25 protein-coding genes are annotated in these 23,810 nt (G+C 63.1%); 10 read left to right on the forward strand and 15 right to left on the reverse strand.

The window, feature by feature from the left end; genetic code table 11:
- Window positions 1-128: 128 nt before the first annotated feature.
- From AC16XC_RS05170 to AC16XC_RS05225, 12 genes are all read right to left on the reverse strand, one after another.
- The gene (locus AC16XC_RS05170; protein ID WP_484033579.1) at window positions 129-3,188 is read right to left on the reverse strand and encodes a TonB-dependent receptor domain-containing protein; all 3,060 of its coding nucleotides are present in this window, start codon (window positions 3,186-3,188) and stop codon (window positions 129-131) included.
- Window positions 3,189-3,473: 285 nt separating this feature from the next.
- The gene (locus tag AC16XC_RS05175) at window positions 3,474-5,090 is read right to left on the reverse strand and encodes a flavin-containing monooxygenase (RefSeq protein ID WP_484033580.1); all 1,617 of its coding nucleotides are present in this window, start codon (window positions 5,088-5,090) and stop codon (window positions 3,474-3,476) included.
- Window positions 5,091-5,110: 20 nt separating this feature from the next.
- Window positions 5,111-6,019, reverse strand: coding sequence for an alpha/beta hydrolase (locus AC16XC_RS05180; RefSeq protein ID WP_484033581.1), 909 nt, complete (start codon window positions 6,017-6,019; stop codon window positions 5,111-5,113).
- Window positions 6,020-6,066: 47 nt separating this feature from the next.
- Entirely contained in the window at window positions 6,067-7,068 is a 1,002-nt protein-coding gene (locus AC16XC_RS05185; RefSeq protein ID WP_484033582.1) for an alcohol dehydrogenase catalytic domain-containing protein, read from the reverse strand.
- 2 nt (window positions 7,069-7,070) lie between these two features.
- Complete coding sequence (locus AC16XC_RS05190) at window positions 7,071-7,925, reverse strand: glycosyltransferase family 2 protein (protein ID WP_484033583.1); 855 nt, start codon at window positions 7,923-7,925, stop codon at window positions 7,071-7,073.
- A 72-nt stretch (window positions 7,926-7,997) separates the two neighbouring features.
- Window positions 7,998-8,885: an MBL fold metallo-hydrolase gene (locus tag AC16XC_RS05195; protein ID WP_484033584.1), complete on the reverse strand. Its 888-nt coding sequence runs from the start codon at window positions 8,883-8,885 to the stop codon at window positions 7,998-8,000.
- Window positions 8,886-8,887: 2 nt separating this feature from the next.
- On the reverse strand, window positions 8,888-9,757 hold the full coding sequence (locus tag AC16XC_RS05200) for an SDR family NAD(P)-dependent oxidoreductase (RefSeq protein ID WP_484033585.1): 870 nt from the start codon (window positions 9,755-9,757) through the stop codon (window positions 8,888-8,890).
- 86 nt (window positions 9,758-9,843) lie between these two features.
- On the reverse strand, window positions 9,844-10,371 hold the full coding sequence (locus tag AC16XC_RS05205; protein ID WP_484033586.1) for a 2,4'-dihydroxyacetophenone dioxygenase family protein: 528 nt from the start codon (window positions 10,369-10,371) through the stop codon (window positions 9,844-9,846).
- Between the two features lie 158 nt (window positions 10,372-10,529).
- Window positions 10,530-11,075 (reverse strand): 2,4'-dihydroxyacetophenone dioxygenase family protein, encoded by a 546-nt coding sequence (locus AC16XC_RS05210; RefSeq protein ID WP_484033587.1) that lies wholly within the window; start codon window positions 11,073-11,075, stop codon window positions 10,530-10,532.
- Between the two features lie 90 nt (window positions 11,076-11,165).
- Window positions 11,166-12,497 carry an MFS transporter gene (locus AC16XC_RS05215; RefSeq protein ID WP_484033588.1) on the reverse strand — a complete coding sequence of 444 codons (1,332 nt, stop codon included), beginning with the start codon at window positions 12,495-12,497 and terminating at the stop codon, window positions 11,166-11,168.
- A gap of 55 nt (window positions 12,498-12,552) precedes the next feature.
- Complete coding sequence (locus AC16XC_RS05220) at window positions 12,553-13,098, reverse strand: VOC family protein (RefSeq protein WP_484033589.1); 546 nt, start codon at window positions 13,096-13,098, stop codon at window positions 12,553-12,555.
- A 189-nt stretch (window positions 13,099-13,287) separates the two neighbouring features.
- Window positions 13,288-13,836, reverse strand: coding sequence for a VOC family protein (locus AC16XC_RS05225; RefSeq protein ID WP_484033590.1), 549 nt, complete (start codon window positions 13,834-13,836; stop codon window positions 13,288-13,290).
- Between the two features lie 133 nt (window positions 13,837-13,969).
- Between AC16XC_RS05225 and AC16XC_RS05230 the strand changes: the two genes are divergently transcribed.
- The 3 genes from AC16XC_RS05230 to AC16XC_RS05240 are packed head-to-tail and all read left to right on the forward strand — an operon-like array spanning window position 13,970 to window position 15,514.
- Entirely contained in the window at window positions 13,970-14,725 is a 756-nt protein-coding gene (locus tag AC16XC_RS05230; RefSeq protein ID WP_484033591.1) for a class II aldolase/adducin family protein, read from the forward strand.
- A gap of 3 nt (window positions 14,726-14,728) precedes the next feature.
- On the forward strand, window positions 14,729-14,959 hold the full coding sequence (locus AC16XC_RS05235) for a hypothetical protein (protein WP_484033592.1): 231 nt from the start codon (window positions 14,729-14,731) through the stop codon (window positions 14,957-14,959).
- Window positions 14,960-14,968: 9 nt separating this feature from the next.
- Window positions 14,969-15,514: a (2Fe-2S)-binding protein gene (locus AC16XC_RS05240; RefSeq protein WP_484033593.1), complete on the forward strand. Its 546-nt coding sequence runs from the start codon at window positions 14,969-14,971 to the stop codon at window positions 15,512-15,514.
- A 23-nt stretch (window positions 15,515-15,537) separates the two neighbouring features.
- Here the strand turns inward: AC16XC_RS05240 and AC16XC_RS05245 are convergent, their stop codons facing one another.
- On the reverse strand, window positions 15,538-17,628 hold the full coding sequence (locus AC16XC_RS05245; RefSeq protein ID WP_484033594.1) for a TonB-dependent receptor: 2,091 nt from the start codon (window positions 17,626-17,628) through the stop codon (window positions 15,538-15,540).
- Window positions 17,629-17,780: 152 nt separating this feature from the next.
- Here AC16XC_RS05245 and AC16XC_RS05250 point away from each other — a divergent pair, with 152 nt between their 5' ends.
- Together AC16XC_RS05250 and AC16XC_RS05255 are read left to right on the forward strand one after the other, a co-directional pair.
- Entirely contained in the window at window positions 17,781-18,125 is a 345-nt protein-coding gene (locus AC16XC_RS05250; RefSeq protein ID WP_484033595.1) for an arsenate reductase family protein, read from the forward strand.
- 133 nt (window positions 18,126-18,258) lie between these two features.
- Window positions 18,259-18,894 (forward strand): class I SAM-dependent methyltransferase, encoded by a 636-nt coding sequence (locus tag AC16XC_RS05255; RefSeq protein ID WP_484033596.1) that lies wholly within the window; start codon window positions 18,259-18,261, stop codon window positions 18,892-18,894.
- A gap of 21 nt (window positions 18,895-18,915) precedes the next feature.
- Here AC16XC_RS05255 and AC16XC_RS05260 read toward each other — a convergent pair whose 3' ends face one another.
- Window positions 18,916-19,731: a glycerophosphoryl diester phosphodiesterase membrane domain-containing protein gene (locus AC16XC_RS05260; protein ID WP_484033597.1), complete on the reverse strand. Its 816-nt coding sequence runs from the start codon at window positions 19,729-19,731 to the stop codon at window positions 18,916-18,918.
- Window positions 19,732-19,796: 65 nt separating this feature from the next.
- Between AC16XC_RS05260 and lipB the strand changes: the two genes are divergently transcribed.
- From lipB to AC16XC_RS05285, 5 genes are all read left to right on the forward strand, one after another.
- On the forward strand, window positions 19,797-20,462 hold the full coding sequence (gene lipB, locus AC16XC_RS05265; RefSeq protein WP_484033598.1) for a lipoyl(octanoyl) transferase LipB: 666 nt from the start codon (window positions 19,797-19,799) through the stop codon (window positions 20,460-20,462).
- A 7-nt stretch (window positions 20,463-20,469) separates the two neighbouring features.
- Window positions 20,470-20,745, forward strand: a complete 276-nt coding sequence (locus tag AC16XC_RS05270) for a hypothetical protein (protein ID WP_484033599.1) — start codon at window positions 20,470-20,472, stop codon at window positions 20,743-20,745.
- Window positions 20,746-20,848: 103 nt separating this feature from the next.
- Window positions 20,849-22,066 carry an MFS transporter gene (locus AC16XC_RS05275; protein WP_484033600.1) on the forward strand — a complete coding sequence of 406 codons (1,218 nt, stop codon included), beginning with the start codon at window positions 20,849-20,851 and terminating at the stop codon, window positions 22,064-22,066.
- A gap of 76 nt (window positions 22,067-22,142) precedes the next feature.
- A complete protein-coding gene (locus AC16XC_RS05280; protein WP_484033601.1) occupies window positions 22,143-22,427 on the forward strand; it encodes a BrnT family toxin in 285 nt (94 codons plus the stop codon).
- Window positions 22,384-22,668: a helix-turn-helix domain-containing protein gene (locus tag AC16XC_RS05285; RefSeq protein WP_484033602.1), complete on the forward strand. Its 285-nt coding sequence runs from the start codon at window positions 22,384-22,386 to the stop codon at window positions 22,666-22,668. Before AC16XC_RS05280 ends, AC16XC_RS05285 begins: the two co-directional genes overlap by 44 nt.
- A gap of 431 nt (window positions 22,669-23,099) precedes the next feature.
- Here AC16XC_RS05285 and AC16XC_RS05290 read toward each other — a convergent pair.
- A partial coding sequence (locus AC16XC_RS05290) for a quinolinate synthase (protein ID WP_484033603.1) occupies window positions 23,100-23,810 on the reverse strand: 711 nt, incomplete at its 5' end.

Raw genomic sequence — 23,810 nt, forward strand, 5'->3', positions numbered from 1 at the left:
GGCATGCAAGCGCGAATTCTTAGCAAGGCAAGGATTTTCGGGAGCCACGGCCGCGCGCAGGGCGAAGGCCAAAAAAAGGGCGGATGGCCGAAGCCACCCGCCCCATCCCCTTCCTGTGATAAGGAGATCTACATTTCGAATTTCGCGCCGATCGTGAAACGGCGCCCGAGGACGTCGAACAGGCCGGCATTGTACTGGGTCGAAGCGCCGGTGAAGGTCGAATAGGTGCCTTCGACCGGAGGATCCTTGTCGAACAGGTTGGTGACCGAACCCCAAAGTTCGATTGTCGTATCGCCAAACTCGAGTTCGTAAGAAAGCCGCATATCGGCATAGAACACCGAAGGCGTATCGTTGTCCGCGATCGCTTCCGGCGCCAGGGTAAAGCTGCGCGCGCCCGAACCGATCACGCGACCCTGGAAGAACAGCGAGAACGGACCGTTATTGTAGGTCAAATTGCCGGTTGCCCGGAAGCGCGGGAACAGGCCGAGACCGCCGGTATCGGGAGCGACGCCGGTGAGGCCGTCAAAGTTGGTCACCGCCCCGGTCGCGCCGATATCGGACCGGTCAAGCAACCAGGCGAGGAAAACGCGGCTCGAAATGCGCTCGTTCCCGCCACCGAGGAGGTTGATATCACTACGATAGCCGAGTTCGACGTCGATGCCTTCCACCCGCGACTGGGCGACGTTCACGAACTGGTTGCCAACCAGGATGATCTTTCCGTTGTCGGCTGCGTCGGTGGTGATCAGGTCGCAGAACTGCTGCTCGTCGTCTTCGAAACAACGACGGACCACTTCCTGGGTGCCGACAGTGGCGATCGCATCGGTAATCTCGACCTGGTACCAGTCCACCGAGGCCGAGAAGCCGGGGAAGAAGGCCGGCTGGAGCACGGCACCCACAGTGTAGGTGTCCGCCTCTTCGGGCCGGATGGCGGGGTTGCCGCCGGAGAATACGGTGACCTGGTAGGTCTGGCCGCCCCAGGTCGGATTCTCGGCCGCGCTGCGTACATCGTTGACGTTACCGACGCCGCCGGTCTTGTCGAAGCGCTCCGACAGGTTGCCGGCACGCACGTCGCGCGAATAGGTGCCGCGCAGGCGCAGGCCTTCGACCACGTTGAAATCGACACCGCCCTTGTAGGCCCAGATTTCGCCCGAACCGGAATAATCCGCCCAGCGGCCGGCAAGGTTGACCGTCAGCGATGTGCCCGAGCCCGTGTCGAAGATCGGGATCAGCGTTTCGGCGAAGAGTTCCTTGACATTGGCATTGCCCTGGATGTTCGAGACTTTCGAGAACTGGAAGGCAACGGTGTTGCCGCAGTCCGGCGGGCTCAGGCCGCGTAGACCGAGAGTCGCGGCCGTGGCAAGGCTGCACGGGTGATAGGCCCCGTCGTGGTTCGATTGCAGGTTCGCCGTATCCTGGACCACCTGATAGATCGATTCCTCGCGATAGGAAGCGCCCAGAGCAAGCGAAAGCGGGCCGGCCGGAAGGTCGATCACTTCGCCGCTCGCGGAAACTTCCGCGAAGTGCTGTTCGAAGGTGGTGATGTTACGCTTGGGCGCCACCGAAGTGTAGCTCAGCGTCTCGCCGGTCAAACCGAGATTGGCGAAATAGAGCGGCGTGGTGATGTTGAGGCCAACATCGTTGCCGAGCACGTAATCGATCGCCGACGCCGATGCGTTGCCGCGGCCGAACAGGTTGAGCGGCTGGCAGCCCGGAAAGGCTGCAGCGCCTTCGGGATCGAGCGAGACGCGGCAGACAATGTTGCCAGTACCGTCATCCACTGCGTCAACCGCGGCAAAGATACGGTCGATACGCAGGGTGTGCTGGTCCCACACGCGGCGGCTGTGGCCGTACTGGTAGTAGCCGTTGATGTTCCAGCCATCGAGGAAGCCGCCATTGCTGTCGATATCGGCATCGAAGCCGACCGTCCCGATATTCTGGGTGATGTGGTCTTCGAACCAGACGTCACCGATGTCTTCGATACTGCCGACACGCCGCAGGTTGAACGATTGAATATTGTTCGCGACCATGATGTCGCGCAGTGAATCCGGCAAAAAGGCATTGTCCTGGAAGATAGTTATCGCGGTCGGCGCACCCTGCAGCGACGCGCGCGGATTGTTCCATTGGAACTGGCGATTATATCCGTGCATATATTGCGCGAATACGGTTACGTTGTCGGCCAGCTCGTAATCGGCATAGGCGAAGATATTGTAGCGTTCGGTATCCGGATAGAGCGTGAAAACCTCGCTGTTGAGATCATCCCCGTCACCGCCAACCGTGCGACCGGCAGCCGGACCGGCTCCGCCGATCGAACCTTGGGTCACCGAACCCGGAACGAACGGCGCATAATTGCCGTTGCGATCGAAGGCGAGGCCGTTGATCGCCGGGTTGGTCGAAGAAATGATGCCGTCGAACGAAGCGGTCATCGAGTGGACATCCGGAAAATCGGTCCACACACCGCCCACGTTCACTGCGCCGGTGCTGTTGTACCAGTCGCGCGAAGTGATGTCGTGCACGCCTTCCTGGTTGGCATAGGAACCGGAAACGAGGAAGTGGCCGCGATCTCCGAGAGGAACACCATAGGCGATGCTCGCCTCGTAGTTTTCGCCGTCGCCTTCGCCGGTGATGCCGCCTTGCAGATCGATTGTCAGGCCCGTGAAATTGGTATCGATCAGGAAGTTCGTCACGCCCGCGACAGCATCGGTACCGTAAGCCGCCGATGCACCGCCCGTCACGACCTCGATCCCGCTGATCATCGCCTCGGGGAAAAGGTTGATGTCGACCCCGCCGAAGGCGCTGCTCGAAGGAACCCTGCGGCCGTTAAGCAGGGTCAGTGTCCGGTTCTGGCCCAGGCCGCGCAGGTTGAGGTTGCCCGTGCCGCCGCGCACGAAGAAGTTGCTGAAATTGGGCGTGGTGTTGGCGAAGAACTGGGGAAGCTGCGAGACGCTGCTGATCAGCGAGGAAGGATCCATCGCGTCCAGCACTTCGGCTTCGACGGCCGTAACCGGAACCGGCGTATCCATGCCGGAAGGCACGATCAGGCGCGAACCGGTGACGACAATCGGAGTGTCATCTTCCTGATCCTGCGCCAATGCAGGGGTTGCGCCGATGCCGAGAACGGCCAGGCTGGCACCGCAGGCAAGCACCTTGCGGAACGCCTGCCGAGCGGACTTGTGAGTAATGGTAGTCACGTAATTCCCTCCCCGTTGTTTCATGCCTCGGCCCGGTTCGGCCCCGGCAATGCACTCCCTCCCGGTCATCGGGCTTCCCCGACCGGAATTATACGAACGCGAATCCGCATTCGCACTTAATGTGAATATGAATACATATTCATAAAAAGCGCGTCAATCGCATCGGGGAGGAAAATTGAGTGCAAAACGCCGGATTGCGCCAAAGCGTTGCATTGGCGCACCTGCAGGTTTCACCGGAAACTTTTGTGAGTGGGGCATTCGCCCCCGGGATCGAGGGGATTTCGTTCAGGCCGTCACATCTGCTGTCATCGAAAAGCCCGCATATCCGGCCTCGACGATCTCGTTGCATTTGGCGCGATAGGTGCCGACTCCGCCGACATAGGGCATGAACACCTCGGCCCCATCGGCGGTCTTGCCCTTGTACCAGCTGCTGGCGCGCGGGAAGAGTGTCATGTTGGCGACCTCGTCGACATGGTGCATCCAGGCCTGCTCGGCCGCCCGCTCCGGTTCGACCGTGGTCGAGCCACTTTCACGCATATCCTTGAGGCATTGTGTGATCCATTCGACATGCTGCTCGATCGAAACCACCATGTTCGACAATACCGACGGGCTACCGGGGCCGGTCACGGTGAACAGGTTCGGGAATCCCGCGACCGTCAGTCCGAGATAGCTGCGCGGCCCCATCTCCCATTCGCGCTTCAGCGAGGCGCCGCCCCTGCCGCGAATGTCGATCGCCTTGATCGCGCCGATGCAGGCCTCGAACCCTGTCGCGAAGACGATGATGTCGGCGGGATACCTCCCCTTTTCGGTCACGATTTCGTCCGCCGTGACTTCGAACACCGGCTCTTCGCGGACATCGACCAGCGTCACATCGTCGCGCGCCATGGTGGCGTAAAAATCGATTTCCGAACACATCCGCCGCGAGGCGAGCGGATAGGCCGGACTCAGCTTGCGGGCCTTGTCCGGATCGCCAACGATCGAGGCGATCTTGTCGCGCACGAATTGCGCGGCGTAGGCATTGCTCGTTTCGTCGAACAGCAGGTCCTCATAGGCCATCAGCAGCCCGGTGGTGCCGGCATGCCACTGCTGCTCGAAGCGTCGCGCCCGGCCTTCCTCGCTATCCGCCCTGGCCGATCCGGGGAGGATGTCTCCGGGAAAACCGAAAGGCGAATGCCGCGCCTTGTCGCGCGCGGTGCGAATATCCGCAATCGCCTCCTTGAATTGCTCGTCGCTCAAGGCGTGGTTGCTGGCCGGCACCGCATAATTGGGCGTGCGCTGGAAGACCGTCAGTTTGCTGGCGATCCGGGCCAGTTGCGGGATTGCCTGGATACCCGACGAACCGGTTCCGAACACGGCGATCCGCTTGCCGCTCGCATCGATCGAATCGTCCCATTGGGCGGTCTGGACGATGACGCCTTCGAAGTTTTCGAGCCCGGGCAGGTCGGGCGGGTTCGGCTTCGAGAGCGATCCGGTGCCGAGCACCACGAAGCGCGCCGTGATCGTGTCGCCGCGATCGGTCTCGACCGTCCAGTCATGGGTGTCCTCGTTCCAGGCTGCCCTCGTCACTCTCGTGTCGAAAGTCATGTCACGCTTGAGGTCGAAGCGTTCGGCGACGTGGTCGAGATAGGCGAGGATTTCCGGCTGGGTGGCGTAGCGTTCCGTCCAGCGCCATTCCTGCTCAAGCTCGGGCGAGAAGGAATAGGAGTAATCGATGCTCGGGATGTCGCAGCGGCACCCGGGATAGCGGTTCCAGAACCACGTGCCGCCAAGGCCCGATCCCGCTTCGACAACATGCGAGGTGAAGCCCGCCTCGCGCAGGCTGTATTGCATGTAGATTCCCGCAAAGCCCGCGCCGACGACGAGGACATCCAGTTCGGCCGGAATCGGATTGCGCTCGCTCATGGTCCCCTCCACTTGTTGGTCTAGCCCGCCAGGGCCTGCCTCATGAATTGCCCAGCATCCTGCAGCGCCAGCTTTCCTGCCTCAAGCATGAAGGCGAAGGCGGGGAAGACATGCGGCATGTTCGGCCAGATATCGAGCCTTACCGGTGTGCCTGCCGCACCTGCCACTTCGGCAATCCGGATCGCATCGTCGAGCAGGATCTCGGCCGAGCCGACCTGGATCAGCAAAGGCGGCAAGCCTGCCAGGCTGTCAAAGGTGGGCGATGCTTCGGGGTGTCGCGGATCGGTCGAACCCAGATACTTCGCCGCGCCCGCACGCAGGCCTTCGACCGTGAGCGAGGGGTCGACATCGGCCTTCGTGGCGTAGGTCGAGCCGTCGCAGGCGAGGTTGGCGAAGGGCGAGAGCAGGATGGCCGCCGCGGGGAGGCTTTCGCCGGCATTGCGCAGGGCGATCAGGGTCGAGAGCACGAGCCCGCCGCCGGCGCTGTCTCCCGCCAGGATGATTCTCGCCGGAGGAATGCCCTGGGCGACGAGGACCCGATAGACCGCGAGGCAATCCTCGACCGCGGCCGGGAACGGATGCTCCGGCGCGAGCCGGTAATCGACCGACCAGCTCGTCAATCCGCCCGCGCGGGCCAGTTCGGCGGCGAGGCCGCGATAACCGAAGGCGCTCCCGGCAATGAAGGCCCCGCCATGGAGATAGAGCAGCGCGCGATCGGGGTCCGCTCCGTCGTAGCTCCCCTTGAGGATCTTGACGCCGGCCAACTCGACCTCCTCGAAAGCGAGGTCGTCGGCGACCGGGCTCAAGGCCAGCGCCGCTTCGAAATCCACGCGGGCCTTGGCCGGATCGTCGGCGAAGTCGAGTTCGCCCGCCCTGAGGCCCGCGACCAACTCCGCCAGCGCGGGTTCCTTGCCGAATCTTGCGTTCACAGTCTGCTTCCTCTTCCTTCCCCTGCCCGACCGGTTTGGCCAAAGGCTCAAGGTGCGATCAAGACCTTGCATTGGCTGGTGCGGTGCTTGAGTTGTTCGAACACTTCCGGCGTCTCGTCGAGCGCGATCGTGTCGGTCACCAGCAGCCGCGGTTCCATCGCTCCTGCCGCCAGCGCGTCGAGCGCGGCCTCGTATTCCTGCCGGGTGAAGAAGGCGCTGGTGACGAGGCGCACCTCTTTCGAGAGCATCGCGAAGCTGTTGAACGTGTCGGGCCTGGTGCACAGGCCGAGCAGCAGGATTGTGCCGCGGTTGCGCACCTGCTGGACCGCCTGTTCGATCAGCCCCGGGATGCCGACGCATTCGAACACGATATCGGCCTTGCCGCCCAGTGCGCGTGTCGCGCTGCCGATCGGGTCTTGCGGGTCGACCACGAAGACGTCCGCGCCCATTTCGAGCGCGCGGTTGCGCTGGTGCTCGGCAATGTCCTGGACCGCGATCCTGGCCGCGCCCATACGCCTGGCCCAGAAGGCGACCGCCAGCCCGATCGGCCCCGCGCCCAGAACCAGCACTTTGTCGCCCTTCTTGAGGCCCGACAGGTTCACGCCATGCAGCGCAACCGCGAGCGGCTCGATTATCGCGCCGTCTGCCAGCGAGACATCGCCCGGCAGCTTCACGCACTGGTTCGGCCTGGTGGTCGCGAATTCGGCATAGCCGCCGCCCTGCAGGCCGAATTGTTCGCACCATTGCACTTCGCCCTTGCGGCAATGCTCGCAATGCCCGCAGCTCATCAGCGGGATGACCGAGACGAGATCGCCGGTCTTGAGCTTCTCGACGCCCGATCCGAGCGCGACCACCTCGCCGGCGAATTCGTGGCCCAATACGTCACCCTGCTTGCAGCCATATACCGCGTCCTCGGTCATGTGCAGGTCGCTGCCGCAGATCCCGCAGCGTCCGACCTTGACCACCACTTCGCCCGCCTGTGGCGTCGGGTCGGGCAGGTCCGCGAATTGCAGTGGCTGGTGCAGGGCCTGGAAGGTGACGGCGCGCATGGCTAATTCTTCCCCTGCTGTTTCCGCGGTTTGCGCTTGGCCATGACCGAGACCGCAGTGGTGAATTCGAAATCGCCAAGCAGGCCGCGCTTGTAGCGGTCCGGGAAGTTGAGGGTCAGCTTGAAGTCGCGCTCGCCTTTCATCAGCGGCCCGATCTGGCGGTTGACCTGGGCCATGATCTTGCGCCTGGTATCGAGATCGACCTCGAACATGTCTTGCGAGCGCAACAGCAATTCCTTGCTCAGCTGGTAGAGCTGGCCGCGCAGGAATTGCATCCGCAAATTGCGCGGGCGGTATTGCAGCCGCTCTTCGTCGGTCTGGTCGATGACCTGTTCGACCGCCGCCTCATCGAGATAGACGCGCTCGGCGCCCAGCACCCTGAGCCGCATATAGATATCGAGGTCCTCGCCCTCGTATCCCGACAGCAATTCGTCATACCCGCCGATCCGGTCGAAATCCTCGCGCCTGATCATGCAGCTGCCGCGCAGCGAATTGTTGGTTTCGCCGCGGAACGTCCCATAGACGAACTGATCGTGCGGAAAGGCGATCCGCGGCAGGAAATCCTCCGCCACGATCACGTCGGCATCGAGGAAGACCAGCACCTTGCCGCTTGCCTGTTCGACCCCCAGATTGCGGGCCTCGGGCAGGTTGAACTTCGGCCGGTCGGCCACCCGGACCAGTTTCACGCCGGGGAAGTGCCGTTCGACAAAATCGCCGGTCTGTTGCGGGCAATCGTAATCGACGACGATCACCTCGCAATCGTCCTGCGCCACGAAACGGGGCAGCGATTGCTTGAGATCGTCGAGCCGGCCCTTGCAGGTGGTGACGATCGAATAGGTCGGGGTCTTGCCGTTCATGGTGCGTGCCGCCTACCGCCTAGCGGACCGGCATTGCAAACGCGTTCTGGTGCGATTGCGAAAGAATGCTGCTCATTCTTCCCATTTCGGCTGTTCGCCCATCGCGACCTGGGATGAATTGACCAGGATGAAATTGTCGAGCACGTCGATCGTGGTCGGAAATTCGGCCTTCACCAGTTCCTGCAATCCTGCCGCGTCGTTCGCTTGGGCAACCAGGCGCGGCCAGGCCGCCAGATAGGCGCGGGTGAAGTCGATCCCGCTGACATCGTTCGGCAGGCCGGGCCTGGCGTGTCCGGCGACGACAATCTCCGGCTCGAGCGCGGCCAGGGTTTCGATCGACTCGCCCCAGGCCGCCACGTTCTCGGGGTCATGCTCGCCGAGCCAGAGATGCACCTCGTTGAAGACGAGGTCGCCGGGGAACAGCGCCCTGATTCCGGGCGCCCAAAGCGCGGTCGAAACCGCATGATCGCCCCACATCGGCCCGATTACCCTGAGTTCGTGGCCTTCGAGCACGATCGTGTCGCTGTCCATCGCGTCCGGCGCGGAAGGATGCGCCGGACCGTTCGGTCCCAGCATCGGGCTCCAGCGGCGAACCTTGAACGGCAGCGAGCGCCAGATCGCGGCGACGACGTCGGGATGGGCGACGATCTCGGCGTCGGGAAAGGCCTCGGCCAGCACGTCCATCGAGAAGAAATGGTCAGGATGATCGTGGGTGACGAAGATGTGGGTTAGGTTCTTGCCGCTGTCGAGCACCATCGCTGCCACCCGGTGGGCATCGGCCTTGGTGAAAGGCGGATCGACCAGCACCGCGTCCTTCTCGCCCATGATCAGCGCGGCGTTCGAATGGAGCGAACCGGCGCTGGTGCGCAGGACTTCGACAGTGAGCGGCTTGTCCTGCGCGGTGGCGGGCGCCGGAAAAAGCGCGGCCAGGGCTGCGAGCGGCAACAGGAACTTGCGCATGATCACTCTCCTTCGAACACCAGCGGCTTGACCGTGCCGAGCTGCATGCCGCCATCGATCATCACGTGGCTGCCGGTCATATAGCTCCCCGCATCGCTGGCGAGCAAAAGGGCGAGCGGCTTGATCTGGTAGGTCTCGGCCATCCGCCCGACCGGGACCATCTTGTCCCACGCCGCCTTCGCGGCGGGGTTCTTCTTGACCCAGCCATCGCCGATGTTTGTCACGAACGGTCCCGGCGCGATGGCGTTCACGCGGATCCCGAAGGCGGCAAGCTCATAGGCCGCGTGGCGCATGAAGTGCTTCACCCCCGCCTTGGCCGCCATATAGGGCACGCCGACGATCGCCTCGTTGACCTCGGCGGCATTCGAGCTGGTCATCACGATCGAACCGCCGCGGCGCCTGCCGGTCTTCTCGTTCATCTTCATTGCCCGGGCGGCTTCGCGCACGGTGTGGAACTGGCCGGTGAGGTTGATCCCGATCGACTTGTACCACGCTTGCGGATCGTAGACGTCGATCTGGCCGGCGGGATTGCGCTTGTCGTTGGGGGTCCAGAAGCCGTTGCCGACATCGAGCCCGGCATTGGCGAAGCAGATATCGAGCCCGCCATAGGCCGCGACATGGTTGTCGACCGCGGCGGCAACCTGGGCGAGGTCGGCGACATCGCAGACGTCCGCGCGGGCGTCGAAGCCTTCCGACCGCAACCGCGCGGCTTCGCGTTCCGCGCCTTCGCCATCGATATCTGTCAGGGACACCTTCGCGCCCGCCTCCGCCATGACCTCGGCATAGGCGAGGCCGATCCCGCTGGCTGCGCCGGTAACCAGCGCCGAGCGTCCGGTGATGTCGAACTGGTCCAATGTGCGTGGGTCGGTCATTTCGTCCTCTTGCGTCCCCGCGGAGGCGGGGACCTCATTCAATGGTGCGCGACGCCTGAGGCCCCCGCCTTCGCGGGGGCTCGGGGTCAAAGATAAAGCTTAGGGTTCACCGCGATGCCCTGCTCCTTGCAGTAGGCTTCGTAGTGGCTGATCATCCACCAGACATCGACCGTCTCCACGAACTTGCCGTCGGCATCGTAGAATTCGATCGGGCCGGTCATCCAGCCGAACAGCTTGCAGCCTTCGGGATGCTCGGTGACCAGCGTATGCGCCTCGCCCGGCACTTCGAGGATCAGCCCGCCGGGAGTGCCGACCCAGTCATATTCGAGATAGCGGACCGAGCCAGTGATGGTGACCATGGTCACGGTGCCGCGATGCAAATGGGTTCCGATCGTGCCGGGGCCCTTCATCCACAATATGTTCGAATAGGTGTTGGTCCGGACATCGAAGCTCAGATGCTTGATCGCCGCGCTCGGCCCGAACGGGACCCACGGGCTGTCGACGTCCGATTCCATGTCGATATAGCGCCCGCCCGGGCTGATCCGCTCGACCAGGTCGCGGTGATTGAACGGGACATCGACGATCCTTTTCACGTCCGATGCCGGGGCTTTCATCGTATTGGCCATGAGGGATTGGTCCTTTGGTTGGTATTTGCCCTCTCCCCTTCAGGGGGAGAGGGTTGGGAGAGGGGGGAGTTTGTTACATTCCCCTCTCCCTCCGCCCCAGACGGGGCTCCTCCCTCTCCCCTTCAGGGGAGAGGGATGTATGCATCCTAGCGCATCAGGCTGTCGAGATAGTCGTCGGCAATGCCGACCTCCTTGTAGTGCGCCCGCGCGTCGCGGATGTAATCGAACACGTCGTAATGGCCGACCGTGTTGCCCGCTTCGTCGATCCACATCAGCGGGCCGGAAACGACGAAGAACACCCGCATCGGGTCGGGGTGTTCGTAGGACACCAGCGTGTGGCTCTCGCCCGGAGTCTCGAAGATGAAATCGCCCGCGGTCGCGGTCCACTCGTGTTCGAGATAGGCCCATTTGCCGCTGATCGTATACGCCCAGATCGGCTTGGGATGGTAGTGCCGGTTCACGATGCAGGGCTTCTTGGCCATCAGCACGTCGGCCCACATGTTGAGCGTCGGGCTGATCCAGACCGGCTTGGAATAGACGTCTTCCACCGCCGGCCGCCCGATCGGGACATAGAGCCGCTCGTCCCCCTCGGCGATCTTCGCCATATAGGCTTCGGGCTTGGCACCGGGCCTCAGCGAATGCGGCACCGGCGGCGTGCCGGCCCAGGGCTCGGTGGTGGGTGCTTCAGGCATTAGATGTCCTCCCAATTGCGATCCCTTGGCGAGACTCGGCATGGCGCATCCTGCCCAATGGGCCGGACCGGCGCAAGCAAAGCGGCGCGCTCAGACTGCTTCGAAAACCTTGCCGCGCTTGCGGAGCGCCGCGGGCGCCGTTTCCTGGAGGCCCATGGCGACGAAGCCGCTGACCACTGCCAGTCCCATCAGGACATACAGGAACGTATCCATCCCGAAGGCATCGTTCAGCGCCCCCGCGACCGGCGGTCCGAACACGCCGCCCAGCACTTCGCAGAACCCCATCGCCAGGCCGAGCACCGTCGCATGATGGACCGGCTTGAAGGTTTCCGACGGAATGGTCGCCATGAAGATCGGGAAGGTGCCGTTGACCATCCAGCCAATGAAGAAGATCGGGATCAGGACGGTTGCATAGCCCGACAGGCCGAACGGTCCGCTCCCGGCGAAATTGGCCGGATCGAGCAGGAGTACGCCGAGCGGCCCGACCAGCGAGAGGAAGGGCAGGAACACCATCACCGGCTTGCGCCCGATCTTGTCCGACAGGCCCGAGACGGCAAAGCTGTAGATCGCCGCGGCGATGCCAAGCGAGCCGACCAGCCAGCTCATCGACGTCTCGTCCATCCCGCGCGCCTGCACCAGGAACACCGGCATGAAGGCCCAGGTGATCACGAAATGGGCGACCATCAATATGCCCACGACCACACAGATCCACATGTTGCGGACCTTCATCGCGCGGCCGACTTCGGCGATGTAATCGCTCACGGCCTGCCCGGCGGTAACCTTGGGCTTTGCCTCGCGCGCGACCGGCTTGGGCTCGTCGAGCATGAACCAGATCAGCGCCGCCGAGACGAGCCCGGGCAATGCTGCCAGGTAGAAGGCCTCGCGCCAGCTGAACATCTGGGCGAACAGGACGAGCACGACCGGCGCGGCAAAGCTGCCTAGCAGGTTCGAGCCGAGATTCTGGGCCACGCCCTGGGCGAGCCCACGGCGTTCGGGATTGACCTCGCTCGCCACCATCGCGTGGCTGATCGGCATCACGCCGCCTTCGGCTGCGCCCATCAGCAAGCGGGCGGCAAACAGGAACGCGAAACTCGTCGCCAGCCCCGTCAGGAACGAACAGAGCGAGAAGGCGATCGTGGCGATGATCAGCAGGATCTTGCGCTTGCCGAGCGTGTCGGAGAGGCGCCCGACAAAGAAGGCCGCGATCGCCCAGCTGAAACTCAAACCACCTGCGATAACGCCGATCTGGGTTCCGGACAGCCCGAGCTCGGGCTGGACGAAGGGCATCAGCACATTGAGCGCTTGCCGGTCGAAGAACACGATCCCGAAATTGAGGCTCAGGAGGAACACCAGTAGTGTCTGGTAGCCTGGCGAGTTGGTGACCCAGTTGCCTTGCTTCTGCTCGGCGGCGGTGCTTGCCATTTCTATCTCTCCCTGCCGCCTGATAGCGTGCGGCGAATTTGGATTCTGTGAGTTGTCAGAGGAAGCTGCGGACCGGGTCGCTCCCGTCCCAGTCGAGCGAGGCCTTCCAGAAGCGGGTGAAGGTCTCGTCCATGCCCGGCGTCACCGGCAACAATTCGAGAAACCCGTCGCGCGCGCCGGTGCCGTTGTCGAGGACGATCACTTCGCCGCCGGTCGGAACGGCTGCCCGGTAGGCCGTCTCGTAGCCCTTGGCGTGATACTCCGCCTCGGCAGTATAGACGTCCTCGTAGGCGATGCCCCAATGATGGAAGCCGTAGCCACGCAGCGCCTTCGTTTCCTGGTAGACGGAAGGATTGTCATCGAGCGGCTGGATCAGCTCGATCAGCATGTGCCCGGCAAAGCCCATCGCGATAGTGACATCGGCGGTCGAGGGCGAGCCGCGATAGACCTGGCCCGGCTGGAGGAAGTTCGGCAGCACGAAGAACGGGCCCACGCGAGCGTCGCGAACATAATGGGCCATGGCTTCCTGAAGGTCCGGAACGATGAAGGCGGTTTGCGCAATTCCGCCCATTGGCTGGTCGTAACCCAGCGTATTCGGCATAATCTCTCTCCCCGGAGCGGGCGCGCGATCGTTTCGTCGCGCGATTCCCGCGATTGGTCGGCGCATGGCTCGCCGAGAGCCGCTGTTTTGTCAACTTCGTCATTGCGAGCGAAGCGCGAGCCCCGGCGAAGGCCGGGGCCTCAGGCCTGATTGCATGAGGTCCCCGCCTGCGCGGGAACTCGCCCTGGACTAGACAAACGGCCTGATCGGGTCCCTGCCGTCCCAATCCTGTGCCGCTGCCCAGAACCGCCGGAAGGTTTCGTCCATCCCGGGATTGACCGGCAGCAGTTCGATATAGCCGGGCTGCGCCGGATTGGGCGGATCGAGGAACACGACCTCGCCGCCGGTCGGGACCGGGTTGCGGCTGACCTCGACATAGCCTTCGGCCTTGTAGCGCGCTTCGGCCGCTTCGACATCCGCGAACGGCACCCCGAAGTGATGGAAGCCGTAGCCATAGCGTTCGATCCCTTCGCGCAGCACCGATGGCGCGTTGTCGTGAACCTGGATCAGCTCGACATTGACGTTGCCGGAAAAGGCCATGCCCAGGCTCGTTTCGGCCGGATAGTTCTTGCCGCGATAGATCCGGGCCGGGGATGTGACGTGTTCGAGGACAAAGAACGGCCCGGTGCCGAGCGCCTTCTGGTAGAAGTCGATCGCCTTGCGCAAATCGGCGACGACATAGGCCACCTGCATCACCGCTCCGAATCGCTGGCCCCAGCTGAGTGTTTCTTCTTCCATCGGACATTTCCCCGTTCGCCCTGAGCTTGTCGGAACCGCAGGTGGGCGTTGCCCAACGGCTGTTCTTGCGTCAAACTGCAAGGGTGAAGAAAAAGCAGGGCTTCGACAAGCTCAGCCCGAACGGAGAGGCGCGATGGCGACCCAGTTGAAGACCGGATACGAATGCAGCGAGGCGGAATGGAAGGCGCGGCAGGATCTTGCCGCCTGCTACCGCATCTTCGACCATCTCGGCTGGTGCGAGAGTATCTACAACCACATCACGCTCAGGGTGCCGGGCGAAGAGGCATTCCTGATCAACCCGTTCGGCCTGCTGTGGTCCGAGGTGACCGCGTCGAACCTCGTCAAGATCGACAGCGAAGGCAACAAGCTCGACGGCAGCCCGCACCTGGTGAACCTCGCCGGCTTCACCCAGCATTCGGTGTTCCACAAGCAGCTGCCCTGGGCACATGCGATCGTCCACACCCACACGCCCGACACAATGGCGGTGTGTTCGAGCGAGGACGGGCTGACGCCGACCAATTTCTATTCCTGCTTCTTCGAAGGCGAGATCGGTTATCACGATTTCGAGGGCATCACCGTGCGCGCGGAAGAGGGCGAACGGCTGGTCCGCAATCTCGGCAACCACCGCGTGCTGATGCTGCGCAACCACGGCCCGGTGGTGATGGGCGAAACCATCCCCGAGATGTTCCTCAAATATTACATGCTCCAGCGCGCCTGCGAGATCCAGGTCAAGACCAGCGCATTGGGCAAGCCGATCGAGGTCGGGCCCGATGTGCTCGAAACCCACAAGGCCGACGCCTCGAAGATGTTCAACGCCGGCTTCGGCGTGCTCGATTTCGAGGCCTGGAAGCGCAAGATCGACACCATCGATACGAGCTGGCGAAACTAGCCGGTGCTGAACGCCAAGACCTGCCCCAAATGCGGGGGACGCATGAGCGAGGGCTTCACACTCGACAAGACCGACTCGACCAGGAAGGTGGCCGAATGGGTCGAAGGCGTACCTGAAGTGAGCAGATGGACCGGGGCAAAGATCAAGTCCCGCAGACTCCTGCCGATTGCGACCTATCGTTGCGAGCGCTGCTTCTATCTTGAAAACTATGCTCCTCCACCGCCAATCTCCTAGAGGCAATCCATGTCCAGCATGACCATCAACGGGCGGCCGGTCCGCTTCGACATGGATCCCGATACGCCGCTGCTATGGGCGCTGCGCGACGCCGCGAACCTTACCGGCACCAAATATGGCTGCGGCGAAGGCGATTGCGGCGCCTGCATGGCGATCGTCGACGGGCAGGCGCTGCGGACCTGCCTGATCACCATCGCCGAGGCCGAAGGGCGCTTTGTCACCACGATCGAGGGCCTGTCGCGCGATCGTTCGCACCCGGTGCAGCAGGCGCTGGTAGCGGAACAGGCCATCCAGTGCGGCTTCTGCACCCCCGGGATCGTCATGGCCGCCGCCGCGCTGATCGAGAACAATCCCGGCGCCTCGGAGGAGGAGATCAGGGAAGCGGTTCCCAACCTGTGCCGTTGCGGGGTCTATCCGCGGCTGGTCAGGGCGATCCGGCTGGCCGGCCAGGTCGCCCTCAGGCGGGAGACGATCAGCGCCGCGCCCGCGCCGGGCATCCGGACGGAAGACGCGGCGCGGTCGGTTCCGGCGCTTGGCGCCACCGACGAGGAATAGTCACACCGGCACGCCGGCCCTGATCAGAATTTCAGTCTTGCTCCCAACGATGCGCTGAACGGGTCGCCCGGCTGGATGTTGTTGTTGCCGTGCGCGCTGGGATAGTAATCCTCGTCGAGTAGGTTTTCGAGATTGACCTGCAGCGCGAGGTTCTCGATCAAGTCGAAATAGATCGCGGCATCGACCCTGGTATAGGCAGGCAGCACCACGGTGTTGCTGTTCGAGGCGAACTGGTCCGACTGGTGGACCACGCCCAGCCCGATACCGATCGTTTCGCTGAAATCGTAGCGGCCCCACAGGCTGACCTGGTGCTCGGGCAATTGCTGCAGCCTCCGGCCCGCCGGGGCGGCACTCGTATCGGTCGTGAACTTGCCGTCGAGATAGGTATAGCCGGCACTGATATTGAGGTTGGGCAGCACCGCGCCCGCGATCGAGAGCTCGAAGCCCTTGACCCGGCTCTTGCCGGTCAGGACCACGAATCCGGGATTGTCGGGATCGGGGGCCTGGCTGTTGCCGCGGTCGAGCTGGAACAATGCGGCGGTGAAGAACAGTTCGGGCCTGATCGCCCATTTCACGCCGATCTCGTAATTGTCGAATTCTTCCGGTTCGAGCGTGGCCGTGGCGGTTGAAAGCTCGGTGAACTGATCGCCCGAGGCGGGCAGGAAGCTTTTCGAATAGCTGGCATAGAGCGACAGCGATTCCTGCGGCTTCAGCACCAGGCCGAAGCGCGGGCTCCACACCTCGTCCTGACGCGTTGCGGTGAGGGAGGACAGCAGGTCCGAAGCCTCGAGATCGAAACTGTCGAAGCGGATTCCGGCTACGAGTTGGAGGAAATCGGTCAGTTCGAGCTGATCCTGGAAATAGACCGAAAAGGTCGCAAGGTCCGAGGTGCTCGCGCGTTGCGGCGAAATCGTGAAGTCCGGAACCGAGATGATCTCCGCGAGCGGCACCGTGACGCTCGAGGAGATCCCGTCGAACAGGGCCTGTTCGCGCGCGGAATCGGTTTGCTGGCTGCCGGCCTCGACGCCGAACAGCAGCGTGTGGCCGATGCCGCCGGTCTCCAGATCGGCAACGAGGTTGACCTGTCCGATCAGGTTCTCGCGCCTTGTGGCGCTCTGGTAGCCGCTGAGGGACACCGTGTTCGCGGTCGCGCTGCCCGGCACGATGTTGGAATAGAACTTGTCGTAATCGGCGAATTGCCCGGTGGCATTGATCGTCACCGAGTCCGAAAGCCGGTGTTCGATTCCGCTGCGCAGGATGTGAACCTTCGTGGTGGCGCGGTTGTAATCCCGGTCGCCGAAGAAGGTGCTGTCGTAGCCCGACAGCGGGAGATTGTTGAGCGACGGCAGGCCGCGATCGGTAACCCGATCGTCGTCGTCATAGGAATAGCTGGCGAAAAAGCGCGTTGCCTCGCCCAGATTAGCCGAGAATGCCGGGTTCACCCCGATAAAGCGGCCGTCGAAGATATCGCGGTCATTGGCGAATTCCTCATAGGTTGCGTTGAGCCGCAGCGCCGCATCCATCGACAGCGGGGCATTGAGGTCCCCCGCGATCGACCAGGCGCCGAAGCTGTCGACGCTGCCGGACATGGTCGCGAATTGTTCCAGCGGACTGGCCTGCTTGGAAACGCGGTTGACCACGCCACCGCCGCCGCCGCGCCCGAAAATCAGCGCATTGGCGCCCTTGAGCACTTCGACCCGTTCGATGTTGTAGAGCGGGCGATAATATTGCGCATCGTCGCGCAGCCCGTCGAGGAAGAAGTCGGCGGTGGTCTCCTGGCCGCGGATGAAGACTTCGTCGCGATGGCCTTCACCGGTCTCAAGCGAGACTCCGGGCATGTAGCGCAGCGCATCGGAGAGCGCGCGAATTCCCTGGTCGTCGAGCTGGTCGCGCGTGATGATGCCGACGGCCTGGGGCACGTCGATCAATGCAATGGGGGTCTTGGTCCCGCTCGAACCGTCTGCGCTGGTATAATTCTCATTGACGCCGACCACGACGATGTCGCGTGGAAGATAGTCGCGCTCCTCGGCATCCTCGGCATATGCCGGTCCGGCGATGGTCGCCGCGGCGCCGGCAAGCAGGATGGAACGGGAAAAGCCGGATTGGAAAGACACTGGACCCCCTGACTAGGACAATTAGATTAATGCAAATGATTCGCAATCACGCCTCTATTGCGAACGATTATCATTTACAAGAGGGTTCGTGGCTTGAGGTCGAATCTTCTGGCCGCTAGGAAAACCCTGCATCAAGGAAGGAGGACTGGCGGATGAGAGCCACGATCTGGCACAACCCCCAATGCAGCAAGTCGCGCCTGGCGCTCGAACGACTCGAACGCCAGCCCGGGATCGAACTGACAGTCGTCCAGTACCTGAAGGACCCTCCCACTGCCGGCAAACTGGCCCAGCTCTATCGCGATGCCGGGATGGCAGCGTGCGAAGGCCTGCGCCTGGCGGGAACCGATGCCGGGGAACGGGGACTGACCGGGGCCGACGATGCGACGGTGATCGCCGCCATGGTCGCCGAGCCGAAGCTGATCGAGCGTCCGCTGGTGGAAACCGAAAAGGGGGTCAGACTGTGCCGCCCGCCCGAGCGGATCGAGGAAATCCTCTGACTTCGCGCATGGTTTACGGCAAATTGCCGATCCTCTGCCTGAATTCTTGCAATTCGGGATCGAATTTGCGAACCCTGTCCGGCAACAGAATGGTCCCCTTGCCCGGGGGCGTGGCAAGGGAAAGATCGCCAGCATGAGCGCACGGGAATTCTCGCAGGAGCGCAACCGCGACAGGCTCAAACGCAAGCTGCGCCAGTTCCTCGGTCCATGGGGCGTGTTTATCCAGGGGTTTATCGAACACCCGGTGATGGTCGGGTCGATCATTCCCTCTTCCGGCTTCACCATCCGCAGGATGCTCGCCCCGGTCGACTGGGCAAACTGCAAGCTGTTCGTCGAATACGGACCCGGCGTCGGGACCTTCTGCCGCCCGGTACTCGACCGGCTGCGGCGCGACGGCACGCTGATCGTGATCGACACCAACCCGCTCTATATCGATTATCTCAAGCGCACGATCGGCGACAGCCGCTTCGTTCCCGTGCTCGGCTCGGCCGAGGAGGTGGAGGACATCGTCCGGGCACACGGACACGAGCAGGCAGACTATGTTCTTTCGGGCCTGCCCTTTTCGACCTTGCCCGATGGGGTCGGCCCACGCATCGCAGCGGCCACCGCGCGGGTGATCCGCCCCGGCGGCGCCTTCCTGACCTACCAGTTCAGCAGCTCCGCGCGCAATCTTACCGCAGAGCATTTCGACCGGGTCGACGATGGCTTCGAATGGTTCAACATCCTGCCGTGCAAGCTGGCCTGGGGCTGGAAGGCTTCCGCCGACTGAGCGCGGCTCGCAGAGCTCGCGCTATTCGAAGGTTTCAGCGATCCTGCCGGTCGACGGTCCGGCCAGCTGGCGGTGGACCGCAGCCAAAATCGCGGCAAACACGAGGCTGCCCGCCGCGCTGGTCAATCCGGAAACCGCACCGTTCGCAATCTCCGCGATTTCGCCTTCGCCCAGCAATGCGAAGAGGAGACCGGCAATGGCTCCGATCAGGACGGAAATCACCCCGAAGGCCAGCCCGAGCAGGAGATAGAACAACAGCAACCGCAGGCTGTTGCCCTTGGTAAGCTGCCAGGATCGCCTCACGATCCCGAAAGGATTGAGGTTCCTCTCGATGGCGATCACCGGTGTCACCATCGAGAGCTTGATCATGACGTAGACGAACAGCACGGCGACAACCAGCGCCGCAACCGCGGCAATCGCGTCCATTCCGAGGCTCGCCGGGATACCCACCAGGACCCCCACGATCACCGCCAGCCCCAACGCAACCATCAATTGCGAACCGACATAGGAAACGAGGCCGAAAAAGCCGGTCTTGATCGCATCGCCGACTGTCGGCTTGCGATCGTCCCTGAGCAGCGCCAGCAGGGCGATAAAGCCGATCGCCGAGGTAAGGGTCAGCAGGACCAGGGGCAGGGCATTATCCGAATAGAACCCGACGAGAATGTCCGTCACGACGTCGATGTCCGCCCCCGGGGGCGCTTCCAGCGGCGGGACCAGGAACACGGCCGCGAGGCTGGGGAGGAAGAAGAACACCCCGGCAATGACCGCCATCACTTCGGTGTTTGCCTTGATCATCGCCACCGCGTCGTTCCACGCCGCACCCATGTCGAGTTTCATGTCTGGATTCCCGTTCCTGCTCGTCGCGCTTGATAAACGGCGCAGGGCAGGCCACGCAATCGCGCATGGTGGATAAATTGCAGTCCGGCGTCGAATGGCGGTTCGATTACGAGCCCGTTCCCTATCGCGCTGCGCTGGCGATCCAGCAGGCGCGCAACGAGACGATCGCTGCCGGAACTGCGACCGAACTGGTCTGGCTGCTCGAACACGAACCGGTCTACACCGCCGGGACAAGCGCCGCCGCCGGCGAGCTGCTCGATCCCCGCTTCGACGTGATCGAAACGGGAAGGGGCGGGCGCTACACCTATCACGGACCGGGCCAGCGGGTCGGCTATCCCCTGATCGATCTGTCGCGCCGGGGCAGGGACGTGCGCGCCTATGTCCATGCGCTCGAGGGCTGGGTGATCGCCACGCTGGCGGATTTCGGGGTCGATGCCTGGCGCGCGCCGGGCCGGATCGGCATCTGGACCCGCGACGTGGATGGCAGCGAGGCGAAGATCGGCGCGATCGGCGTGCGGGTGCGCCGCTGGGTGACGATGCACGGTTTCGCGGTCAATCTCGACCCCGACCTCTCGCATTTCTCCGGAATCGTGCCCTGCGGCATCGCCGAATACGGCGTCACCAGCATGGCCCGGCTTGGCGTTCCTGTTGCGCAAGCGGCATGGGATAGGGCAATGCAGGCACGCTTCGCGGAATTTCTCGAAGCGATCGAAACGACCACGGTGGAGTAGAGCTCAAGTGAAACGCCCGATTGCCGCTGCCTTGCCCATGGTCCTGCTCGCCGCCTGTGGCGGCGACGATTCGATCGTCGACGAGGATGATGGCCGGACCGCCTCGGGCGAAGTGCTCGAAGGGTCGATCAGCGACGAGATGATCCCGCTCGAACGGCTCGAGTCGCAGCCGCCGCTGCTGCGCGAGCGGACCGCGCCGGCAACAGCCGAAGACGGCGAAGAGACCGACGAAGGCCCGGGCGAGCCGCCCGAAGGCTTCCTGCCCGAAGACGCAACCGAATAGTCCGCCTCCCCCCGGCCGCGCAGGATTCGACGACCGCGAATTCCGCTGGTAAATCGGCGCGATAACGATGCGACACGGGGGTGGGGCGATGCAGCGGGAGCATATGTCTGGCGGTTGGGATACCGCCTATGAGTGGAAGATCATCCTGGTCCTCAGCCTGACCTTCGGGCTGGTCGGGCTCGACCGGTTCATCCTCCCCGTCCTGTTCCCGGATTTCATGGACGAGCTCGGCCTCACCTACGAGGACCTTGGCAATCTCGTCGGCATCCTCGCGATATTCTGGGGCCTTTCGGCCTTCGCCATGGGGTTCCTGTCGGACCGGGTCGGGCGGCGCAGGGTGCTGATCCCGGCGGTGATCATCTTCTCGCTGATGTCGGTCTTCACCGGCATGGCCGGCGGGCTGGTCGGCCTGCTGGTAATCCGCGCGATCATGGGCCTCGCCGAAGGGCCGGTCGCCTCGATCGGAGTCGCGGTGGCGGTCGAAGCCTCGCACCCCAGGCGGCGGGGCATGAACAACGGCATCTTCCAGTGCATGATCTCGCTGATGGGCAATGCCATCGGCCCGATCATCGCCACCCAGCTGCTGCTGGTGACCGAATGGCGCGCGGTGTTCATGATCGTCGGCGTTCCGGGCCTGATCATGGCTTTCGTGATGTACCTCTTGGTGCGCGAGCCCGCTTCTCCCGCTCCCGTCGCCACGGCGCCTGTCGTGGCGCGGCCGAGCTTCGCGGACCTCTTCAGCCATCGCAACGTGCCGCTCGCCATGCTCACGCTGATGTGCGCGATGGGCGGGGTGTTCGTGATGGGTGCGATGATGCCCAGCTACCTGATCGACTATCTGAAGCTGTCGCCGCAAGAGATGGGCTTCGTCGCCTCGGCGATCGGCTTCGGCGGCGCGCTCGGCCAGTTCGCCATGCCGACCCTGTCGGACTTTATCGGGCGCAAGCTGACGATCCTGGTTTCCTACGTGCTGGCGGCCGGTTTCACCTATGCCTTCACCCAGGCGGGGGCGGAGAGCCTGACGACCCTGTTCGTGTTGCTGTTCTTCGCCGCATTGTTCAACTTCTCGGCGCTGGCAACGCTCGCCGGGCCGGTCGCGGCGGAGGCGGCGCCGGTCGGCATGATCGCCTCGGTCGCCGGCCTCGTGATCGGCGCGGGCGAGATTTTCGGCGGCGGCGTCGCCCCGATCATCGCCGGGCAGATCGCCGGATCGAGCGGGATCCAGCACGTGTTCACGTTCGCGATTGCCGGCCTCGCCGTCGGCTTCGTGATCGCGCTGTTTTTGAAGGAGACGGCGCCGCGGAAGGTGGGGGCGGTTTAGGGGGCGGGTGCCAGGATAGCTCCGATCTCGACTTTGTTCGGCTTTCACTCTATGTGTGATTCACACAGTACGCGGCATGGAGTTTGAATTCGACCCGACCAAGGACGAAGCCAACCGGTTTAGGCATGGACTGCGGCTTTCGTTCGGCCAGCGGGTTTTCGACGATCCAATTCACGTCCTCACGCCGACCATTCGCATCGGCGACGAGGAAGAGCGTTGGAAGGCGATCGGATTGGTCGATGGCAAACTCTACACAGCCGTCCATGTCTGGCGTGGTGAAGTGGTTCGCTTCATTTCGGTCAGGAGGAGCAACGCAGGTGAACAAAGAGACTACGATCGCCATTCCGGCGGACCCGAATGATCCTGAAGATCGCGACGTATCGGTTGCGGGGCTTGAGCGCGCGCATATGGGCCGCCGCTTCCGCATCCTGCGCCACCGGCTCGGGATGACTCAGGAAGAGTTCGCGAAGACCTATGGCATCCCGCTTGCCAGCCTGCGGCAATACGAGATGGCGCGCTACATGCCGCCGAAGGCGGTGAGGGCCTATCTCAAGGCGATCGAGGCCGAGCCGGAGATGGTGCGGAAGGCGGTGGCGGGGTGATAATCGTGCTGTTCCCAAGGGAAACCGCGCCGAGGAATGTGGGGGCGGGGTAGGATCGCATGCGCTTGTTTCCCTTCTCCGCACTCAGTCTAGATAGGGGATATTTGGCGCTATTCCTGCAATGACCGCTGCTGCCAAGATCGTTGGAATTCCGACGAAAAGGAACACAGTTGCAAAGGCTAATCTTGGTGAACCGCGTGCGTTAAACGACACCACAATTCTAGTAAGAGCTTCCCATCTGTTCATTGGACACACCTCTTCCTGAAAAAGCGAAGAAATCGTGTCTTTGGGAAAGCCATTTATGGGTGGCCCAAAATTGTTGGCCGATCAAGAGCGTTTCCGTAAAAAAAAAGAAAAATTGCCTGTGGATATAAATGGTCTGCTTATCAGGCGGTTAGGTTCATTTTGCACAACGTGCGAATCGACATTTGTCAATCCCCGCTCGGACCCAGATCCCCCTTACCCACCGTCCCGCTCGCCATCTCGAGCATCCGGTCGAGGCTCTTTTTCGCCGCCAGCCGCAGGCTCTCCTCAATCTCGATCCTGGGCTCGAGGTCGCGCAGGCAGAGATAGAGCTTCTCCATCGTGTTGAGCGCCATATAGGGGCAGATGTTGCAGTTGCAGTTGCCGTCCGCCCCCGGCGCGCCGATGAAAGTCTTCTCGGGCAGTGCCTTTTCCATCTGGTGGATGATGTGCGGCTCGGTCGCGACGATCAGCGTGTCGCCTGCGAAAGTCTTGGCGAAATTGAGAATGCTGCTGGTCGAGCCGACATGGTCGGCATGGTCGAGGATCGCCGGCGGACATTCGGGATGCGCGGCGACCGGGGCGCCGGGATGCTGGGCCTTGAGCTTGAGGAGTTCGGTCTCGCTGAAGGCCTCGTGGACGATGCACACGCCCGGCCACAACAGCATCTCGCGGCCGAACTTGCGGCTGAGATAGCCGCCGAGGTGCCGGTCGGGCCCGAAGATGATCTTCTGGTCCCTGGGGATCTGCTGGAGGATCGTCTCGGCGCTGGATGAGGTGACGATGATGTCGCTGAGCGCCTTCACCTCGGTCGAGCAGTTGATATAGGTCAGCGCGATATGGTCCGGATGCGCCGCGCGGAACGCCTTGAACTTCTCGGGCGGGCAGGAATCCTCGAG

Source organism: Candidatus Andeanibacterium sp. (assembly GCF_057143545.1).

Coding starts and splice junctions, on each gene's coding strand:
- AC16XC_RS05175 (WP_484033580.1), bottom strand. CDS start 5,090: ATGAGCGAGCGCAATCCGATTCCGGCCGAACTGGATGTCCTCGTCGTC.
- AC16XC_RS05185 (WP_484033582.1), bottom strand. CDS start 7,068: ATGCGCGCCGTCACCTTCCAGGCCCTGCACCAGCCACTGCAATTCGCG.
- AC16XC_RS05190 (WP_484033583.1), bottom strand. CDS start 7,925: ATGAACGGCAAGACCCCGACCTATTCGATCGTCACCACCTGCAAGGGC.
- AC16XC_RS05195 (WP_484033584.1), bottom strand. CDS start 8,885: ATGCGCAAGTTCCTGTTGCCGCTCGCAGCCCTGGCCGCGCTTTTTCCG.
- AC16XC_RS05200 (WP_484033585.1), bottom strand. CDS start 9,757: ATGACCGACCCACGCACATTGGACCAGTTCGACATCACCGGACGCTCG.
- AC16XC_RS05205 (WP_484033586.1), bottom strand. CDS start 10,371: ATGAAAGCCCCGGCATCGGACGTGAAAAGGATCGTCGATGTCCCGTTC.
- AC16XC_RS05210 (WP_484033587.1), bottom strand. CDS start 11,075: ATGCCTGAAGCACCCACCACCGAGCCCTGGGCCGGCACGCCGCCGGTG.
- AC16XC_RS05215 (WP_484033588.1), bottom strand. CDS start 12,497: ATGGCAAGCACCGCCGCCGAGCAGAAGCAAGGCAACTGGGTCACCAAC.
- AC16XC_RS05220 (WP_484033589.1), bottom strand. CDS start 13,098: ATGCCGAATACGCTGGGTTACGACCAGCCAATGGGCGGAATTGCGCAA.
- AC16XC_RS05225 (WP_484033590.1), bottom strand. CDS start 13,836: ATGGAAGAAGAAACACTCAGCTGGGGCCAGCGATTCGGAGCGGTGATG.
- AC16XC_RS05230 (WP_484033591.1), top strand. CDS start 13,970: ATGGCGACCCAGTTGAAGACCGGATACGAATGCAGCGAGGCGGAATGG.
- AC16XC_RS05240 (WP_484033593.1), top strand. CDS start 14,969: ATGTCCAGCATGACCATCAACGGGCGGCCGGTCCGCTTCGACATGGAT.
- AC16XC_RS05250 (WP_484033595.1), top strand. CDS start 17,781: ATGAGAGCCACGATCTGGCACAACCCCCAATGCAGCAAGTCGCGCCTG.
- AC16XC_RS05255 (WP_484033596.1), top strand. CDS start 18,259: ATGAGCGCACGGGAATTCTCGCAGGAGCGCAACCGCGACAGGCTCAAA.
- AC16XC_RS05260 (WP_484033597.1), bottom strand. CDS start 19,731: ATGAAACTCGACATGGGTGCGGCGTGGAACGACGCGGTGGCGATGATC.
- lipB (WP_484033598.1), top strand. CDS start 19,797: ATGGTGGATAAATTGCAGTCCGGCGTCGAATGGCGGTTCGATTACGAG.
- AC16XC_RS05275 (WP_484033600.1), top strand. CDS start 20,849: ATGTCTGGCGGTTGGGATACCGCCTATGAGTGGAAGATCATCCTGGTC.
- AC16XC_RS05280 (WP_484033601.1), top strand. CDS start 22,143: ATGGAGTTTGAATTCGACCCGACCAAGGACGAAGCCAACCGGTTTAGG.